This is a genomic window from Kitasatospora cheerisanensis KCTC 2395 (genome assembly GCF_000696185.1).
GTDB classification, from domain to species: domain Bacteria; phylum Actinomycetota; class Actinomycetes; order Streptomycetales; family Streptomycetaceae; genus Kitasatospora; species Kitasatospora cheerisanensis.
The window spans coordinates 2,716,822-2,734,247 of sequence record NZ_KK853997.1 but is presented as its reverse complement, the minus strand read 5'-3'; the positions used below and the strand labels follow the sequence as shown (position 1 = coordinate 2,734,247).

The following is a 17,426-nucleotide window of genomic DNA, read 5'->3' as shown; positions in this document are numbered from 1 at the left end:
GATTCGGCGCGTGAGAGCCGCCGGCCGGAGCGGGGCCTTCGGCCTGCAACCGCAGGGGAAGGGGGAGCGTCGGGAAGGGCAAGGCCACGTGCGGCGCGCAGGGCGTGCGCGGCCTGGAGGAGACCTTCGGCCCCTGACTCGCCGAGGGGAGCGATCAGGCGCAAGGCCTCACGGGCTTGTTCGTAGTCGTGGTAAACCTCCAGCGATTTCAGATCGTCAGACCCTGGCAGTAGAAATGCAGGTGGACAGTCGAATGCGTGGGCCAGCCCGAGGATCGTACGCGAGGGGGGGTTCGTCTTGGACCCCGAGAGGGTGGCATGAATCACTGTGTGGTCGAGCGCGGGCTTGCCGTGCTCGTCTGCGGTCCGGGAGGCGAGCTCTCTAGTGGTGGGGGGTTTCTCGCCTTCCGGGGTGAGGCGTGCACGCAGGTAGGCAAGCTTCGACGCCAAGCTCCACGGCCGGCGGCCGGCGGCAGCTGGAGTGCTCATCCTGGGCTCCCGGGTTCCCTTCCAAAGGGTTTTCTGTTGGCGATCGGCAACAGGTAGGATATCCGCTTCGCGGATCGCATGACAGGGCTTTACGCATTGACACCCAGTTGATACGCATGCAAGCTATGGCCAGCCGCTGACAGCCATCTGAGCAGCTCAGTGGTGGGGACCGGCGCTGAACGGTGGCGTCGGCCGGGTTCGCGCGACCCGGGCCTCTCTCGCGCGCACGGTACAGGGGGGCTTTTCCGGTGGCGATCGACAGCGCAAGCGTCTTGCGCGTGCTCGCAGAACTTCACCGCTCAGGCGTGGAATCTGAGCCCGGAGCCGGAAGCCCCCTGGCGGGCGGGGGAGCCTTGGCCGCCCTCCTCCTTATCAACAGTCGTGAGACGGGCGATATCTCCCCCGGCCGCGATCCTTCCCGGGGCGGCGAATCCTAATCACTGCCCGGGCCTGAATTCGCACCTCACCTGGCTTTGACTGGCTGCGGACAAATTGCTTGGGCATTCCGTCCAAGCTCTTGGCTTTTCTGTCTCCAGATGTTGCACCCCCACGCTGATTGAGTATAAAATAAAGACAGAAGGAGGGGGAACGCCCTCCACACCGAGATGGGAGCAACGCCATGACCGCCAAGACCACTGCCAAGACGACCGCCAAGACCACCACCAAGACCCTGCGGCTGAACCAGATCCTCCCGAACCCCCACCAGCCCCGTGAGTACTTCGATGAGGAGAAGATGAAGGAGTTGATCGCCTCCGTGGAGGAGTTCGGCGTCATCTCCCCTGTCGAGGTCCGGCCCGCCGGTGCGGGCAAGTACGAGCTGATCCTCGGCGAACGCCGCTACCGGGCTGCCAGCGCGGCCGGCCTGACCACGATCAAGGCCCAGATCATCGAGATCGAATCCGAGATCAAGGCGTTCCGGCGTGCCGTCGCCGAGAACGTCAACCGCGCCGACATGACGGCCCTGGAGGAGGGCGCGGCTTTCCGCCGCATCATCACCGAGGACCGCAACGACGACGGCACCGAGCTCACCACCAAGGACGTGGCCGCCATGTTCGGCAAGACCGCGACCTACGTGAAGATGCGCATCCAGCTCCTCGACCTGATCCCCGAGATGCAGCACCACCTCACCAAGGGCCACATCGGCCTGGCCGCCGCCCACCGCATCTCCGAGCTCAAGGTGGAGAATCAGCAGGCCGTCCTCAAGAAGTGGACCCAGGGCAAGAACAGCGAGGAGGCGATGACCGAGAACGACCTCCTGCACTTCGCCCACCAGGTCCGCGAGCAGGAGCGCCAGCCCTCCATGTTCGAGGTCGAGGAGCTGACCGAGGAGCAGCGAGAGGAGCGCACCGCCGCCCGGAAGGCGACCCGCAACCTGCTGGACCGCATCGAGCAGATCCGCGGCGAGCTTGAGCAGATCGCCAAGATGACCCCGGAGCAGCTGGACGACCTCCTGGGCGGCCAGCTCGGGGCCCGCATCGGCCAGCTCGACCGCGTCAGCAAGGCGGTCCAGGACGCCCGGTTCGCCATGCGCCAGGCCAAGGTCCGCGCCGACGCCCGCGAGATCATCGTCTCCACCGCCGGCGCCGCACCCAACCTCGCCGAGGAGAACTCCGACGCCGACCAGGCCGAGGCCCCCACCGGCGAGCCGGAGGGCACCGCCAACCTGGACGCCGAGTTCGACACCCTGCTCGCCGAGGCCATCGCCGAGCAGGCCCAGGCCGCCGATGGCGAGGCCGTGCACACTGAGACCGTCGACGAGGCCCTGGAGCCCGTCGCCGCCTGACCCGCCGACAGCTCGCGGCCCCCGCAAGGGGGCCCAGCGCCAACCCTGAGGAGATCCCGTGCCCAAACGGCCCGACTGGCTCCAGATGGAACCTTCCGCCTGGTACTCCACCGGCAAGCAGGCCGCCCTGTTCGACGAGCCAGGGAGCGATCCGGACGCCGACGAATACGGGACCACCCCATTCGAAGGCTGCACCGTCGAAGAGCTGAGGGCGGCGACCGGCAGCTCCTCAAAGCCCTGACTTGTATGGGGACAGATTGATGATACGGTCAGCATGTCGCCAGGGGGTGAGCCCGCCCCATCCGGACCCGCCCCCGGCGACGTGCACCGTGACACCCCTCTCACGGTTCCGGCAGGCGGCACTCCCCCGCGCCCCACCTGCCGGAACCGGGCAGCTCCCATGAGCATGCCGCGAGAGGGCCAGCCAGCTCGTCACGAGGCCCGCCCTTCCGTTCCGCGTCGGGCGGGCCTGCACGCACCCAAGGGACCAGCATGAGCACCTACGCCGCCAACGACGCGGCCGACCCCGAGGCGTACGACCGCCTGATGCGCGAGAGATACGGCCCCCTGGCAGCCCTCGATTGGGAAAGCGCCTGCCCGCCGCCGCTCTCGCCCGCCCCGCCCCGGCACCGCAAGTACAGCCGGCGGTGGCCCGACCCCGAGGCCGCCCAGCACCGCGAACTGCTCGACCTGGCGCTCCGTACCCGTCAGCAGAAGATGAAGGCATCCGTGATTCCCGAACCCGACCGCACCCCGCCCGTTCCCGGCGCCATCTGGTGCAACTCTTGCGACTCCTGGTGTGACCCCATCTCGAACCTGTGCAGGTGCAACGACCAATGACCGATCATCAGGTCAGCAGCAACCAGGTCTACGAGGCGTGCCACCCCGGTGACGGCAAGCGCCGGATCCGGATCATCGCCGTCCACGGCAACCGGGCCGAGATCGAAACCATCGGCCGCCGCTCGGCCCTCCGCCGCTTCATCCTCCTCAACACGCTTCACGCCTCCGCGACCACGAGCACCGGCCGCCCGCGGCGCACCGGGTATCGTCTCGTCGGCCTCCTCGGCGAACCACCCGAACGGAGCCCGACCACATGACCGACCCCCAGCCGCCTCAGACCGAGCCCCGGCCCACGGCCAGCACCATCACCGACCCCGAACTCGACGCCCTCTTCCACCGGGCCGAGCAAGCCGAAGCCCGGCTTGCCGCCGCCGCCCGGCTCCTCGCCTCCGGGAAGAGCAGCCTCTACGACCGCACGCAGACCGTCCGCCGCCTCTGCGCAGGTGAGATCACGCCGCAGGAAGCTCAGGACGAAGACCGCGGCGAGTAGACCACCCTCCTGAACCCGCCCGGCCGGGCCTCACCATCCGGCCGGGCACACTCGTACCTCCGATGCCCCTACACACTCTGAACGGCGAGGTGACCCAATGGCAGCCAAGTTCGACCAGATCGGCCGATACGAACTCATCACGACCGCTGGCGCAGAAGAGGGTACGAGCTGGCTCATCCTGCACCACGGCCGCGACGGCCAGGAGTGGCTTCCGGGCCGGTTCGCCACCCGCGATGCGGCGCTACTCGCTGTCGGCATTGCTGTCGGCAGCGAGTCCAACTCCACGCTTCGGGAGCTCTGCGAGCACGTGCTCCAGGACCTGAATCGCTGGGTCACCATCGAGGACATCACCGACTACATGGCCCGTAGGGCCGCCACCGGCTGAACGCCGGCGCGACCTCCGCCATCCTGCTGAGCCAACCGTGGGCGCGCAGTGGCGATGCCGGGTTTCGACTCGCTGCTGTCCAGCAGCCTTGCCTTCGGGAACAGCTACGTTGTTCGCCGCCTCTGCACGAGCGGGATCACATCACAAGAAGCCCAGGACGAGGACCGTGGAGAGCAGGCCACACCCCGTACCCGCCCCGCCGGACTTGTTCTCGTCCGGCGGGGCGCACCAGTTCCCCACGCGCTGCGGTGAGCCCTAGCCGCTACGGCCGGACAGGGCGGCTGGCAGCAACGTCCCCCCGCCGCTCGCCAACGCGGTCGTCGTCAGCGGCTTCGTCGCCTTCGCCACGCAGAGCACGCCAAGCCCGGCGGACCGACTGAACTTCACCAGCGAGCACGGTCGCCTTCCGGCACACCAACGCGAAGAAGTCGAACAGCGTGCCCACCACCAACGTGACGCCGCCGATCGCGGCGACGGCCACCACCGCCCAACCAGCCGGGGCGAGATCGGCCTGTACCACTAGAGTCCCCTCTCAAGTAGGGGAGAGGAGCCGGCGGCGCACGGAGCGGGTCCGGCCGACCCCCTCCCGCGTCGCGGAACGAAGCTGGCCTGACCCGCCGGCGCGGTCCAGAGGTGCGGCCGGGCTCCAACTGGGCACCGGCGGCGCGGTCCTACTTGTACTCGGCCCCGTCGAGCGGGGTAAGGGCGTGGAGCTGTCCGCGACCCGTGCGTCCGGCACGGGCGACAATCACCCAACGAGCACGGCCCTCACACTGATGGGAGAAGGCCACGCCGGCACTGTGACGCCCCGGCGTGCCACCGAGTATCGGGCTGGGCGCAACGTGCAGTCAAAGCGGCTGGCAGCGGGCAGGTTGCGCCGATCGCTTCGGGGACTGCGGCGCCGACTGGGCGCACCGCTCGGTCCGCCCTACGTCTGGCGGAAGAGTGAACCTCGGGCTTGTCCCTCGGTGCTGTCCAAAGGTCCGACGCGCCATCAGATTCCGGTTCAACTCCGTGGCGGCAAGCGCCAGGCAGCCCGAGATCGTTGATCGTCTAGGCTGTTGGCCCGTAGGGCGCGGGGAATCGGCCTACGAAGGACCAGTTCCGTGCGTGAACCGATCGACCGGATCGTTGACTCCCTCCTCCCCCTCGCCGTCCCGATCGGCGACCTGACCCGCTACCATCGCAACCCGCGGCGCGGCGACGTCGCGGCCGTCGCCGAATCCCTGTGCTGGCACGGCCAGTTCAAGCCCATCGTCGTCAACCGCGGTACGCGGACCGGCCGCCCGAACGAGATCCTGGCCGGCAATCACACCTGGGACGCCGCGATCGAGCGCGGCTGGGACCAGATCGCCGTGACCTGGGTCGACGTCGACGACGAGGACGCCGCGAAGATCGTCATCGTCGACAACCGCACCAGCGACCTGGCCGGGTACGACACCGAGCTGCTGGCCGACATCCTGTCCGGCCTGGGCAGCCTCGACGGCACCGGCTACGACCAGGACGCGGTCGATGAACTCCTCGACGGCATCGAACTTCCTTCCCAGCTCGCCGCCGAGACCATCGAACGCGAAGGCGAGCGGACGGCGGACGAGCACCTCCAGTGGGGCTTCGTGCAGTGGGACACCACCCGCGTGCAGATCACCCGGGAGGAGGTCGAGCGACTCAACAACGTCCACGACGCCTTCTACACCGCGCGCGGTACCGACACCGGCTTCGCGCACTACCTCCTCGACCAGCACGAGGCCGGGCAGGAGCAGACCGGTGCCTGAGTTCGTCGAGGCCTATCCGGTCGCCGGTCTCAAGCCGGCCCCGTACAACCCCCGCCGCTTGTCCGAGGAGGCGTTCGGCCGCCTTCAGCAGTCCCTGAAGCTGTACGGCTGCGTGAAGCCGGTCATCGTCAACGGCAACGGCATCCTGATCGCCGGCCACCAGCGCACCAAGTCGCTGAAGGCCATCGGGGAGAGCCACGTCCCGGCGATCCTCCTCGACGGGCACGTCAGCACCGGCGACGAAGTGCAGTTCAACCTGCTGCACAACTCGGTGGAGACGGACGGCAGCAAGGTGCGGGTGCGCGCATCCGCGCCGGACGCGCACGGCTGGGAGTGGATCGAGCCGGAGGACGTCACCGCGGTCTCCCGCTCCAACGCGGCGATCCAGTCGGAGATCCGCCGCCTCGTCACCCGGTACGGCGCCTGGGGCTCGGTCGTCGCCGACTCGGCCGGCCGGGTCATCCTCAACAACGACTACGCGGTGGTCGTGGCCGATCTGAAGTTGCCGCTGCTGTGCTACCGCATGTCCGTGCAGGAAGCCGACGAGCTGGCGGTGTGGCTGGACGGCGAGTACGGCGTGTACGACTACACGCAGCTCGGCATCCGCGCCTACAACCAACACTGGTGCCAGATGCACCGCCTCGGCGGCGACGAAGGCGACTCCAACAAGTCCACCACGTACGAGCAGCACGTCCTGCCGGCGCTGCGCCCCGGCCAGCGCGTGGTCGACTTCGGCGCCGGGGAACTCGCATACATCAAGCGCGTCAAGGCGCAGGGCTGGGACGCGCACTGGTACGAGCCCCACGTCAAGGCCGCCGGCAAACTGAACGCCCTCGACGTCGCCGCGACGGTCTCGCACATCCGCGACCTCCAGCGAGACGTCCGCGCGAACGGCCTGTACGACGTCGTCGTGCTCGACTCGGTCCTTAACTCCGTCACCAGCCTGGACTTCGAGAACGCGGTGGTGACGGCCTGCAACTCCCTGCTCGCAGCCGACGGCACCTTCTTCACGGGCACCAGGTCCCTCGGCTCGGTCGAGCGCCGGATGGCCGGCAAGAAGGCGCGCAACAACGGCCGCTACCGGCGGGCGCTGGAATTCCTGGACGAGAACGGGTTCACCGCGACGTTCAGGCAGGGGGTGTGGACCATGCAGCGGTTCCACACGCCGGAATCGCTGAGGGAGTTGATGGACCGGTACTTCGAGAAGGTCGAAGTCCGGGGCAATCCCACCGGAGGGAACATCTACGCGGTGTGCCAGAGGCCGAGGGCGCTGCCGACGGAGCAGCGGCGGGCCGCGCTGGAGCTGGAGTTCAACATGGAGTACCCCGGCAACTACCGGCACAACCGGCACAAGCCGCTGGTGGAGGCGCTGATGGCGGCCTGCGCTGAGCGTGACGGCAGTTAGGGCAATCACCTAAAGGAGTATAAAATGTAGACAAATGGTGTGAATCAACTATCAGATGGGATAGAGGAGTTGACCCCAAGCATCACAGTCCAGGTCGGCGAACGCCGGTACCGGCACCTATGGCTCAAGTACGTCACAGGCGCGGACTTGAGCCGACACTGCGCCGTCTCCCTCCACGGCCGCTACAGCCGAGCCGTCGACGAACACATCACCCGCGTCACAGTCGAACTAAACGAGTTCCCTCACGCCATCGCCTGGTACCTCTGCGGCGTCACCACCCCCTACAGCTGGAAGGACAACCCCCACCTCGCCCTCGAAGCCGCCCCCGGCCACACCCAGACCCTCGCCGTCCAGGACCTCACCGTCCACCTGGACGGCGTCCGGCCCATCCCCTTCACCGACGTGCACATCCCGCCGGACGACCCCCGCGCCGCCAGTCGCGAGTTCCGCACCTGCCGCAACTGGTGGTTCGCTCACTACCTCGTGGCCGTGCGCGGCGTCCCGGACGTCCACGGCGACCGGCCCCGCGTCACCGTGACCCGCCCCGGCGTCGGGCAGGGCGAACTCATTCCCACCCCGACAAGGAGGCCCCGACCCGCCGCGCCGCCGCCCGCCCGGCCGGGGAGACCCAGCGGGCCGCGCACCAGCCACCCATCGCCGCCATCGAACGGCAAGTCACCGCCGACGCGCCGACCGCGACGACGGCCCGAACCGAGAGCGCCCGCCCGTGAACACCACCACCCCCGACAGCCGCAGTGCGCGCCCCCGCCACTTCTCGTCCCCCGGCCCTCACAAGGGGACGCCGAGGTTGGACACCCGCCCGCTCACCATCCCGGAGGCCCGCAGGTTCCTGCGCGGCACCATCGGCGTGCCCACCGAGTACGCCACGGTCGAACGGCTGGCGCTCCTCGCCGGCCTCCGCCCGAGCGAGATCGCGGACCTCGCCCGGCAGGGGTCCGTAGAGCGCCAGGGCTCCCGCTGGTACGTCACCGTGCTCAGGGGAAAGCGCCCCCGGACTATCGCCGTGGCACAGCTGGTCGGCGAAGCCCTCCAGGACCTGACTGGCGGACAGCTGCACGACCAAGGTCCACTCCGCTGCTCCCTTCCCCGCCACGCCACCGTAGGCCGCGTGGTCAATCATCTCGGGGGCGCCCTGGAGGACTCGGGCTTCGGCGACGCCTCCGTGCACGCCATCCGAGGCTTCCTCGTGAAGCAACTCCCCACGGTTGTCGCCCGTGATCGCGCATACGCCTACCTCGGCGTCGCCGGTGTGGTGAATGTGGACAGCCGGGGCTTCCCCGAAGGCTGGGACGTCGAAGTCGCCGAGCTGATCGACCAGCACTTCGGCGTGCTCGCCACCAGCTGAGCCGCCTGCTGCTCGGTGACCCTCCGAGACGTCGCCGAGCAGCAGGTACAGCACCTTGGAACCCGGTAGATCTGAAGCGGATTGCCGGCCAGCCCCTGCGCGCCCGGGCCGGACCGGCAGGACTCGCCCTCGCCGGCGCCACAGGACGGTCAGCCCCAGCGCGCCCGGGCCGGACGTGTACTCCTTGCCTGTCGACCACTTGTCGTTCGGTCAGCCCCTGCGCGCCCGGGCCGGACGACGAGCCGCTCTGGATGCCGGTTCCCATATCGGTCAGCCCCTGCGCGCCCGGGCCGGACTGCGTTTCAGATCAAGTGCACGCTGGTCGAAACGGTCAGCCCCTGCGCGCCCGGGCCGGACGTGGTGGGTCAGCAAGCAGGTGGCGCACGAGACGGTCAGCCCCTGCGCGCCCGGGCCGGACAGCAGCAGCGAACGCAGGCTGGTGGACAGGGCCGGTCAGCCCCTGCGCGCCCGGGCCGGACTCACTCGCCGGGAAGGGGCCGAGAAGGTGCGTCGGTCAGCCCCTGCGCGCCCGGGCCGGACCCTTTGCGACCTGGGATGTTGTCCGGGCTTTGCGCTTTCTTGACCCTCTGTGGAGTTGTCCGGGGTGTGGGGGCTGTCGGGGGGATTACTCCCGCCGAGGTGACCCACCGGGTGGTGGGCCTTCCCGCTTCTGCCTTTCGGCGTGTCCGTCCCGGCCTGCATCGGCCGGGCGTGGACTTCTGCGGGCGTTAGCGTCCCCCTCTACCAGGGGGACGACGGCGTGTCTGGCGATGTTGACGGCCGCGTTGTGGTCGCGGTCGATCGTCAGGCCGCAGGTGGTGCAGGTGAACACCCGCTCGCTCAGGGTCAGCTTGGGTTTCGCTGTTCCGCAGGAGGAGCAGGTCTTGCTGGACGGGTGCCAGCGGTCGAGGACCGCGAGGGTGGAGCCGTACCAGGAAGTCTTGTAGGTGAGTTGGCGTCGGAGTTCGCCGGGGGCGGCATCGAGGATGCCACGGTTGAGGCCGGCTTTCTGTCGGACGCGGCTGCCGGGTTGTTCGACGGTGCCGCGTGCGGAGGCGCTCATGCCGCGGACGTTCAGGTCTTCGACGGCGACGGTGGCGAACCCGGTGGCGAGCCGCTTGGTGAGCAGGTGCACCGTGGTGGCGCGCCGTTGTGCGATCCGGTGCTGGATGGCGCCGACCCTGCGGGCCGCCTTCGCGCGGCGCTTCGACCCGCGCTCGGTGCGGGACAGCGCGCGCTGCGCCGTGGCGAGTTGCCGGTTCCAGGCGTCGAGGTGGCGCGGGTTGGCGACGTGGAGGGTGGCCGGGTCGGCGGGGTCGAGGGGCTGGGAGAGCGTGGCGAGGTGCTTGATGCCCCAGTCAACGCCGACGGTGCCCCGGCCGGTCTGGGCGCGGGTCGGCTTGTCGGGGATGTCCTGCTGCACCTTGGCGAGGACGCTGGCGTACCAGCGGTTGCCGCCGCGGAAGACGGTGACGGACTGGATCACGGCGTGGCCCTTGGCGATCAGGCGGGCCAGGCGCTTGCCGGAGTCGTGGACGCGGATCGACCCGAGGCGCGGGAGCTGGAGCCGCCGGTAGCCGTCGAGGCGGATCGTCGGCTTCTTCACGTCGTGGTGCAGACGGAAGGAGTCGCGGGCGCGGCCCTTGCGCTTGAAGCGGGGGTAGCCGACCGGGCCGCCGGCGCGTCGGCCGGTCAGGGAGTCCAGCCAGTTGCCCCACGCCCGGTCCGCGTCGATGAACGCGGACTGGAAGGCGTACGTCGACACCTCGTGCCACCAGGGGCAGGGCCGGGGAGGTCCGTGGAAGCCGTCCGGGAGTGCCGGGTCGGAGCGGGAGTCGCCCTTCAACCCGTTCAGCGTCTTCTTGATCGCCTGATTGCCCGGCACCGGGACCTTCACGGCCTTGCGGGCCTGCGGCTCCGGCATGCCGCCGGCGACCAGGGCATCGACGGCGGCGCGCCACTGGCGGTGCGCGGCGACCTTCGAGCCGAGGGCGTGGTTGAACGCCCACCTGGCCGCGCCTGCGTGCCGGGCGAGGTCGGCGAGCTGCGCAGCGGTCGGGTCCAGGGCGAACTTGTACGCGCGCAGCGTCTCCACCTGTGTCACGACAGACCTCACCCCTTCCGCGAACCGGCGCCGGCATCGACGAGAAGTGACTGTAGACCGGGGCACTGACAACGGGTGCCGGTCGTCGTTCATGTGATTGATCGTCACAAAGTCGACTGGCGGCCGGAATTGGTTCGGCGTGTCGATCTGGCCCCGGGCGGAATCCCCCGCGAGTCGCCTGGTCTCTCGCTGCGTGGCGGCCCTCCGGGGTGCACGCGACAGGGGAGGGCGTGGCACCGCGGAGAGCCGCGTACTGGCCGGCCACTGCTCCGCCGGCCGTATCCGTCCCGCGCGCGTGTGGGGCACCCGGGACGGGGATCGTTGGCACGTCCGTCGGCCTCGGGCTGCCCGGCGGACGAGCGTTGTGCAGACCGTAGACCTCGCCGCTGACGCTGTCACGCCCTGAACGGCACGGACCCCGCCCTCGACCAAGGCAAGCACGGCGCTCGTCCACTGGCCGTGGCCGGCGACCTGCCGGGTGGCGCCGGGCGGTGGACGGGACGAGGCTCGGAGGCATGTCGATCATCGTGCTGGTCGAGCGGGACGCCGACCAAGGTGTCGGCCCGGGCGGCGCCGACCCGGCGGTTGTGGCTGTGCACGCCGCTGGGCCCGATCCGGATGTGCCGCTGGATCCGCTCCCGGTGACGCTGTGCGGCCTCGACACCGCGCAGATGGAACACTCCGAGTACCAGCGCACCCGCCCCGGGCAGCGGTGGTACCCGCCCGAGCTCGCCGCCGTACGGTGCCTGGAGTGCGAGCGGGTGCTGCGGCAGACGTGAGGCGGCGCGGGCGGCACCCGGGAACCGCGCCGGGGTGTCCTGAGCCGACCAGCTGCCGTTCGATCGAATGAATTCCGGCACCGGCCCGTCACCGGTTGCCTGCCGGGCGCGTAGACCCGGTCATGAGAACCTTGCGCGCCGTGCTCGTCGCCACCCTCGCCGTTCCCGCCCTTCTCCTGCCCTCCAGCACCGCCGCGGCCGCGGCCGGGGACGTGGTCAGCGCCCCGCTGTCGGACTTGGTCGCGGCCCTGCCCGTCGAGGACGAAGGCCCCCGCGACGGCTACTCCCGCGAGCAGTTCAAACACTGGATCGACGCCGACCGGGACGGCTGCAACACCCGCAACGAGGTCCTGCTCCGCGACGCCGTCGTCGCGCCCGAGATCACCGGGCGCTGCACCATCGTCGCCGGCACCGGCGTGTGGAAGTCCTGGTACGACGAGACCACGCAGACCGACAAGTTCGACGTCGACATCGACCACATGGTGCCCCTCGGAGAGGCCTGGGACTCAGGCGCGGCGGCCTGGAGCCCGGCCGAGCGCCAGGCCTACGCCAACGACCTCGACGACCGCCGCTCCCTCCTCGCCGTCCACGACAGCGCCAACCAGTCCAAGGCCGACCGCGACCCCGCCCAGTGGATGCCCCCCGCCGCCAGCGCGACCTGCCGCTACATCGCCGACTGGGTCACCGTCAAAACCCGCTGGGGCCTGAGCGTCGACCTCACCGAGCACACCGCCGTCCAGCGGATCGCCGCTGGCTGCGACAACCCCGTCATCACCGTGGTACGCGCCCGCTGACCACCCGCAGCACCAGGACGCGGCGGGCGCAGCCGGTGCCGGCCAGGGACGGCACCGGCTGCACCCGCCGCTTCCCGCCCCGACGATGGGAGTCGTGACCTCGTGGACACTGCCCGAGCCGATGCTTACCGAGCCGGTGAGCAGCCCCGACCTGCCCATCGGCTGGGCGGCGGAGCCGAAATGGGACGGGTACCGGGCGCAGTTGGCGGTCGGTGAGGGTGGGCGAGTGGCGTTGCGGTCGCGGCGCGGGGCGGAGATGGCGGCAGCGTTCCCGGAGGTTGTGCGCGCCGCGCAGGCGCAGTTGGGTGAGGGGGTGGGGTTGGACGGTGAGTTGGTGGTGTGGGAAGGCGGGCGGTTGGCGTTCGAGCGGCTGCAGCGCCGGCTCGCCTCGCGCGGGGCGCGGGCGGAGCATGCGGCCCGGGAATGGCCGGCGCACTACGTCGCCTTCGACTTCCTGCACGACGGCGGGCAGGACCTGAGCCGGTGGCCGTATGTGCGGCGCCGGGCCGCGCTGGAGGAGCTGTTCGCCGGTCTGCCGGCGGCGGGGCCGTTGGCGCTGTGCCCGTCGACGACCGACCCGGCGGTGGCGCGGGAGTGGCTCGGGTGGACCGCGGCCGGGCTGGAGGGCCTCTGCTTCAAACGGCTGGACGAGCGGTACCTGCCGGGTCGGCGGGCGTGGCGGAAGTACAAGGTCCGCACGACCACCGAGGCCATCGTTGGCGCGGTCACCGGCACCCCGGCGATGCCCGGTACGGTCCTGCTCGGCCGCCGGGACCCGGACGGGCAACTGCGCTACGTCGGCCGTACCACCGGCCTCAGCCCTGCCTTGGCTCGGGACCTGGCTGGGCGGCTGACGCCCGCCCAGGGTACCGGACACCCGTGGACCGGATGGACGTTCTCGGCCGGCTGGGGCAGTCGGGAGAAGCTCGACGTCCGCCTGGTCGAGCCCCAGGTAGTGCTGGAAGTGTCGGCTGACACCGCCCGCGACAGCGCCGGGCGCTGGCGCCACCCCGTCCGCGCCCACCGCGCCCGCATCGACCTCGGTGTCGGGGAGCTTCCCCCGGATCGGGGAGCCCGACCGTGATGCGCCATCTCCGTGAGCAGTGAGCGAGACCGTGAGGCGTCCCGTCGGCCTCGGACTTCTCCGCTCGGCGTGTCGCGTGCCCCGGTGATCAGGTGCGTGTACTCGGGTGGCACCCGGTCCGCTGGCACGCCGTGTTCGGTCGCCTCCTCCCGCCAGCCGTGCACCACCGTGCTGTCCGTCACGGTCTAGGGGACCGCGCCGAACTCGGTGACGAGGGAGGTGGCGGACACGGCCCGGCCGACCGGCAGCGTCTTGGTGAAGGCGGTGGTGGCCACGGGCGCTCCCGGGTTGCTGGGCGGGTGAGGGCGTCAACGGCCAGGCCCTCGTGGAGGGCCGTGCCGAGCCTGCGATCCTCACCCCGGCAGCCGTGCCGAACACCAGGCCCACCGTGGCCGTGGGCGTGCCGATCCCGCTGGAGGGCACCGCGGCACACTGGTCGCCGCACAGCGGATCGTACCCGCCCGGCTGGAGCCGCTGGGGCGGAAACGGGCTGAGCCCCGCCACGTGGCGGGGCCCAGCGGGGTGTTCAGTGGCGGGCCGGAGGCCGGCGCCGCTCCCTTCGGGACTGCCGCTGCCGGGCCCGCCGACGACGGTTCGGCTGGGGGCGGCTGCGCTGTCCACGGGGCTCTGGCAACTGGGGCCGGGAGTCGACCGGGGTGGGCCCGTCGGGGTCGCCGGGCTCCAACGGAACGGACTCACCCGAGCCGTTGGGCCCCGGCGGGAACTCGTCGTCCCGACGGCGCTTCCTGACGACGTAGACGTAGTAGGCGGACACTAGTCCGCCGAGGGCCAGGAGCGCGATGCCGTACCCGGCTGGGGTGGCGGGCATGGTGAGCTCCAGCAGCCCGAACCTGATCGTGATGTCGCCACTCATGAGAGTGGTCATCCTCTCGTTGATCTTGTATGTACAAGGACCCAGAGAGAGTTGAGGGGTCAGCTGGGGCGGACGGAAGCGTCAGGCCGCCAGGCTGAAACGGTGCCCACGAGAATTCCACGCAGCTCTCTCCCTGGCCGCGCGGCCGGGGGCACCAGCCCCGGAGGCTGCGGTACTGGGCGGGCGCGGGATCAGGGCCACGCTGAGGCGGGTCAGGCCGCAGGCTGTCGCCAGCCGGTCGGTCTCGCTGCTGTTCCCGAAGCCGCTGGGGCCCGCCACGATGTAGCCGGGGAGAAGCAGTCGCGCCGACTCGGCGCGGCGGTTGCGCACCAGCAGGTACGCCGATTCCAGTTGACGCTGCCAGAGGGCGGCCTTGCTGTCGAAGAGGGAGACGCCGGCGCTTCGACTGCGCAGCAGCAGGTAGCCCGATTCCACCTGGCGCCGCCAACGCTGGTGGTCAGCGCCGGGGGCGGCGTTGCTGGGAGGCTTGCTGAACAGCTTGCTATTCAGCGGAGACAGGTCGACATGCTGGCGGTTTTGGTCGTCACGACGGCGTAGTGCGTTGCCGCCGATGAAAGCCCGCAAGCCCCTGCCAACCAACTGCTCCCGGGAGCGTGTTGATGTCGGCTTCGACAAGGCCATGGCGAGCACGCCGGTCAGGTCACAGCCGACTTCGAGTGTGCTGCTGGCGAGAACGATTGAGGCACTGAGGCCGTCCTGCAGGTCGGCGCCCTTCTCCGCCTGTCGGGATGCTTCTGCGAGGAAATGCTCTGTGAACCGTGTTACTTCGGCTTGGCTTCCCCGTGCCGCCACGATCGACTTGGCCTGAATGACGACCAGGTCCATGCCGCTGACGGCCACGAAGTCAGGTTCGCAGTCGGAGTTGCTGGTGTTGGCTCCCTGGCCGGGGAGCAGCAGCTTCCCTCGCCCACGCGGGCCGTGAGGCAGCGACAGCACTGTGCGCTGCACCACGTCGCGGAGGGAGTCGAAGTCCATGGGGCCGACGCTACCGAGCGGCCTTTCGTAGCGGGGTGATCTTCGGGAATCGCCTGAAATGTGAGGCCCGCCCGTGGTAGGGGATCATGGGTGGTGGCGCGGGGGCGCACCCTGGAGGACTAGCGCCCATGCCCCGCCCCACTCGGGCTCAGCGCGCCGCCATCGCTCAGCGGCGGGCGGACGCCGTCGAACTGCGCCTGGCCGGCGCCGACCCGCTGACCGTCGGCCGCAAGCTCGCCGCCGACCCGACCCTGAACTCCGACCGGATCGCCTACCCGCTGGGGTACGGGCACGAGCTGTACGCCAAGGGCCGCCCCGCGCCGGACGAGGAGACCCTGATCCGGTCCGTGAACCGGGACATCACGGAAGCCCTGGAACAGCGGATCGCCTCGTCGCAGGCCGACGTGGAGGCGCTGCGGGCCCTGGAGGACGCCCGGCTGGACCGGCTGTTCCTCGTCGCGTACCGGCGGGCGGTGCGCGACGGCGAGCTGCCCGCGATCGACCGGGCGCTGCGGATCATGGAGCGCCGGGCCCGGCTGCGCGGCCTGGACCGGCCGCTGCGCACGGAGATCAGCGGGCAGGACGGCGGCCCGATCGAGGTCACCGACGCGACCGCCGACGAGCTGGCGGCGCTGATCGCGCTGACCGACCCGGACGCCGAGCGGGGCGGCCGGTGAGCGGCGTCGACGTCCTGGTCGAGCAGTACCGGAAGCTGTCGGCGGAGCGGCGCCGGGAGATCGCAGCCCGGGCGTCGCCGGCGCTGCGCACCCGGCTGGCGGCGGTGGAGCGGGAGTTGGCGCTGCGGCACTCGCCAGGGGCGCTCGCCGCGGTCCTCACCGACGGCAAGGAGATGCAGGCCCCGCACCTGGACCTGATCGACCAGGTGTTCCAGCGGATCGCCGCGGGGGAGTCGATCCGGCTGCTGCTGACGATGCCGCCCCGGCACGGCAAGTCGCGGCGCGCGGCACGGTGGGCGCCGCTGTGGTACCTGGCCCAGCGCCCGGACCACCGGGTCATGATCGCCTCGTACTCCTCGGACCTGGCCGACGACCACGGCCGGTGGATCCGGGACGCGATCACCGAGTGGGGCGAGCAGTTCGGCCTGAACCTGCACCCCGGCAGCAAGGCCGCGAACCGGTTCGACATCCTCTCGAAGGAGGGCGGCCTGTTCGCGGCCGGTGTCGGCGGCGGCCTGACCGGCAAGGGCGCGAACCTGGCCGTCGTCGACGACCCGATCAAGGACGACGCCGACGCCCAGTCACCCACGATGCGACGGCGGTTGTGGGAGTGGTGGCAGGCCGTTCTCCTCACCCGGGTCGAGCCGGGCGGGTCCGTGATCGTCATCCAGACCCGCTGGCACGAGGACGACCTCGCCGGGCGGATCCTCGCCGGCGAGACCGCCTCCGACTGGACGATCATCGACCTGCCCGCCATCGCCGACAGCGAGGACGACCCGCTCGGCCGGAAGATCGGCGAACCGCTGTGGCCGGCCCGCTACGGGCGCAAGGCCCTGGCGGCGATCCGGCGCGCCGTCGGCGAGCGCGTGTGGTGGAGCCTGTTCCAGCAGAAGCCCCGCCCCGTCGAGGGCGGGGTGTGGCAGCGAGCCTGGATCGACAAGCACCGGCTCACCCCGGTCGAGTTCGCCGCAGTCGAGCTGGCCCGGGTCGTCGTCGCGGTCGACCCGTCCGGCGGTGACTCCACCGTCAACGACGAGACCGGCATCGTCGGCCTCGGCGCCGACTACGACGAGCACCTGTACGTGCTGGCCGACAAGTCCGGCACCCTCGGCGCGAACGACTGGGGCCTGACCGCATGCCGCCTCGCGCTGTCGCTGCGCGCGGACGCCATCGTGGTGGAGGCCAACTACGGCGGCAACATGGCCAAGTCCGTGGTCTCGCAGGCGTGGGAGCAGCTCGCCCGCGACGGGGAGACCCGCGGCGAGCTGATGCCGATGATCGTCGAAGTCAACGCGAAGGTTGGCAAGCGGCTGCGGGCCGAACCGGTGGCGCAGCTGTACGACCAGGGCCGGGTTCACCACGTCGGCCACTTCACGGAGCTGGAAGGGCAGATGGTGACCTGGGTGGCTGGCATGAACAGCCCCGACCGGATGGACGCCGCGGTCCACGGTCTCACCGAACTGGCCGGCAGTGGTCAGACCGACGCGCTTGGGCAGGGCATGGATGATGGTCGACTGCGGGGCCGCCGATAGGCCGATCGTCGGGGAAGCGTTGAGGGCTTGGACGGTCGGACCAGGCCTGTCGTGTCG

At 70.5% G+C, this 17,426-nt stretch carries 18 protein-coding genes and 1 CRISPR repeat array; of the genes, 14 read left to right on the top strand and 4 right to left on the bottom strand.

The window, feature by feature from the left end; translation table 11 throughout:
- The first annotated feature begins 1,107 nt into the window (after positions 1-1,107).
- The 6 genes from KCH_RS37200 (at position 1,108) to KCH_RS12340 (ending at position 3,986) form a co-directional block, all read left to right on the top strand.
- A complete protein-coding gene (locus tag KCH_RS37200) occupies positions 1,108-2,271 on the top strand; it encodes a ParB/RepB/Spo0J family partition protein (RefSeq protein ID WP_051653005.1) in 1,164 nt (387 codons plus the stop codon).
- A gap of 58 nt (positions 2,272-2,329) precedes the next feature.
- Positions 2,330-2,512, top strand: coding sequence for a hypothetical protein (locus KCH_RS12360; protein ID WP_035862599.1), 183 nt, complete (start codon positions 2,330-2,332; stop codon positions 2,510-2,512).
- Between the two features lie 251 nt (positions 2,513-2,763).
- Positions 2,764-3,111: a hypothetical protein gene (locus KCH_RS12355; protein ID WP_035862596.1), complete on the top strand. Its 348-nt coding sequence runs from the start codon at positions 2,764-2,766 to the stop codon at positions 3,109-3,111.
- Entirely contained in the window at positions 3,108-3,368 is a 261-nt protein-coding gene (locus tag KCH_RS12350) for a hypothetical protein (protein WP_035862594.1), read from the top strand. The genes KCH_RS12355 and KCH_RS12350 overlap by 4 nt, the downstream gene beginning before the upstream one ends.
- The gene (locus KCH_RS12345) at positions 3,365-3,601 is read left to right on the top strand and encodes a hypothetical protein (RefSeq protein WP_035862592.1); all 237 of its coding nucleotides are present in this window, start codon (positions 3,365-3,367) and stop codon (positions 3,599-3,601) included. Before KCH_RS12350 ends, KCH_RS12345 begins: the two co-directional genes overlap by 4 nt.
- Before the next feature lie 97 nt (positions 3,602-3,698).
- Complete coding sequence (locus KCH_RS12340; protein ID WP_035862590.1) at positions 3,699-3,986, top strand: hypothetical protein; 288 nt, start codon at positions 3,699-3,701, stop codon at positions 3,984-3,986.
- A gap of 262 nt (positions 3,987-4,248) precedes the next feature.
- Here KCH_RS12340 and KCH_RS12335 read toward each other — a convergent pair whose 3' ends face one another.
- Positions 4,249-4,470 carry a hypothetical protein gene (locus KCH_RS12335; RefSeq protein WP_157032019.1) on the bottom strand — a complete coding sequence of 74 codons (222 nt, stop codon included), beginning with the start codon at positions 4,468-4,470 and terminating at the stop codon, positions 4,249-4,251.
- 622 nt (positions 4,471-5,092) lie between these two features.
- Here KCH_RS12335 and KCH_RS37195 point away from each other — a divergent pair.
- The 3 genes from KCH_RS37195 (at position 5,093) to KCH_RS12320 (ending at position 8,529) form a co-directional block, all read left to right on the top strand.
- The gene (locus tag KCH_RS37195) at positions 5,093-5,758 is read left to right on the top strand and encodes a ParB/RepB/Spo0J family partition protein (RefSeq protein ID WP_051653004.1); all 666 of its coding nucleotides are present in this window, start codon (positions 5,093-5,095) and stop codon (positions 5,756-5,758) included.
- Positions 5,751-7,163, top strand: coding sequence for a ParB N-terminal domain-containing protein (locus KCH_RS12325; protein WP_035862587.1), 1,413 nt, complete (start codon positions 5,751-5,753; stop codon positions 7,161-7,163). Before KCH_RS37195 ends, KCH_RS12325 begins: the two co-directional genes overlap by 8 nt.
- Positions 7,164-7,971: 808 nt before the next feature.
- Complete coding sequence (locus KCH_RS12320) at positions 7,972-8,529, top strand: site-specific integrase (protein ID WP_157032018.1); 558 nt, start codon at positions 7,972-7,974, stop codon at positions 8,527-8,529.
- Positions 8,530-8,614: 85 nt separating this feature from the next.
- Positions 8,615-9,069: direct repeats of the CRISPR family, unit length 29 nt; unit sequence CGGTCAGCCCCTGCGCGCCCGGGCCGGAC.
- An 85-nt stretch (positions 9,070-9,154) separates the two neighbouring features.
- On the opposite strand, the gene KCH_RS37190 is transcribed toward KCH_RS12320, so the two are convergent.
- On the bottom strand, positions 9,155-10,633 hold the full coding sequence (locus KCH_RS37190) for an RNA-guided endonuclease InsQ/TnpB family protein (RefSeq protein WP_244305306.1): 1,479 nt from the start codon (positions 10,631-10,633) through the stop codon (positions 9,155-9,157).
- A gap of 515 nt (positions 10,634-11,148) precedes the next feature.
- Between KCH_RS37190 and KCH_RS12310 the strand changes: the two genes are divergently transcribed.
- From KCH_RS12310 to KCH_RS12300, 3 genes are all read left to right on the top strand, one after another.
- Complete coding sequence (locus tag KCH_RS12310; protein WP_051653003.1) at positions 11,149-11,412, top strand: hypothetical protein; 264 nt, start codon at positions 11,149-11,151, stop codon at positions 11,410-11,412.
- Positions 11,413-11,534: 122 nt separating this feature from the next.
- Complete coding sequence (locus tag KCH_RS12305) at positions 11,535-12,206, top strand: HNH endonuclease family protein (RefSeq protein ID WP_035862580.1); 672 nt, start codon at positions 11,535-11,537, stop codon at positions 12,204-12,206.
- Positions 12,207-12,342: 136 nt separating this feature from the next.
- On the top strand, positions 12,343-13,290 hold the full coding sequence (locus tag KCH_RS12300) for an ATP-dependent DNA ligase (RefSeq protein ID WP_425268761.1): 948 nt from the start codon (positions 12,343-12,345) through the stop codon (positions 13,288-13,290).
- Positions 13,291-13,816: 526 nt separating this feature from the next.
- Here the strand turns inward: KCH_RS12300 and KCH_RS12295 are convergent.
- Complete coding sequence (locus KCH_RS12295) at positions 13,817-14,164, bottom strand: hypothetical protein (RefSeq protein ID WP_157032017.1); 348 nt, start codon at positions 14,162-14,164, stop codon at positions 13,817-13,819.
- Positions 14,165-14,245: 81 nt separating this feature from the next.
- The gene (locus tag KCH_RS12290; RefSeq protein WP_035862572.1) at positions 14,246-15,160 is read right to left on the bottom strand and encodes a hypothetical protein; all 915 of its coding nucleotides are present in this window, start codon (positions 15,158-15,160) and stop codon (positions 14,246-14,248) included.
- Between the two features lie 128 nt (positions 15,161-15,288).
- Here KCH_RS12290 and KCH_RS41265 point away from each other — a divergent pair, with 128 nt between their 5' ends.
- On the top strand, positions 15,289-15,837 hold the full coding sequence (locus tag KCH_RS41265; protein WP_035862570.1) for a hypothetical protein: 549 nt from the start codon (positions 15,289-15,291) through the stop codon (positions 15,835-15,837).
- Positions 15,834-17,369 (top strand): terminase large subunit domain-containing protein, encoded by a 1,536-nt coding sequence (locus tag KCH_RS12280; RefSeq protein WP_035862567.1) that lies wholly within the window; start codon positions 15,834-15,836, stop codon positions 17,367-17,369. Before KCH_RS41265 ends, KCH_RS12280 begins: the two co-directional genes overlap by 4 nt.
- Positions 17,370-17,426: the final 57 nt, after the last annotated feature.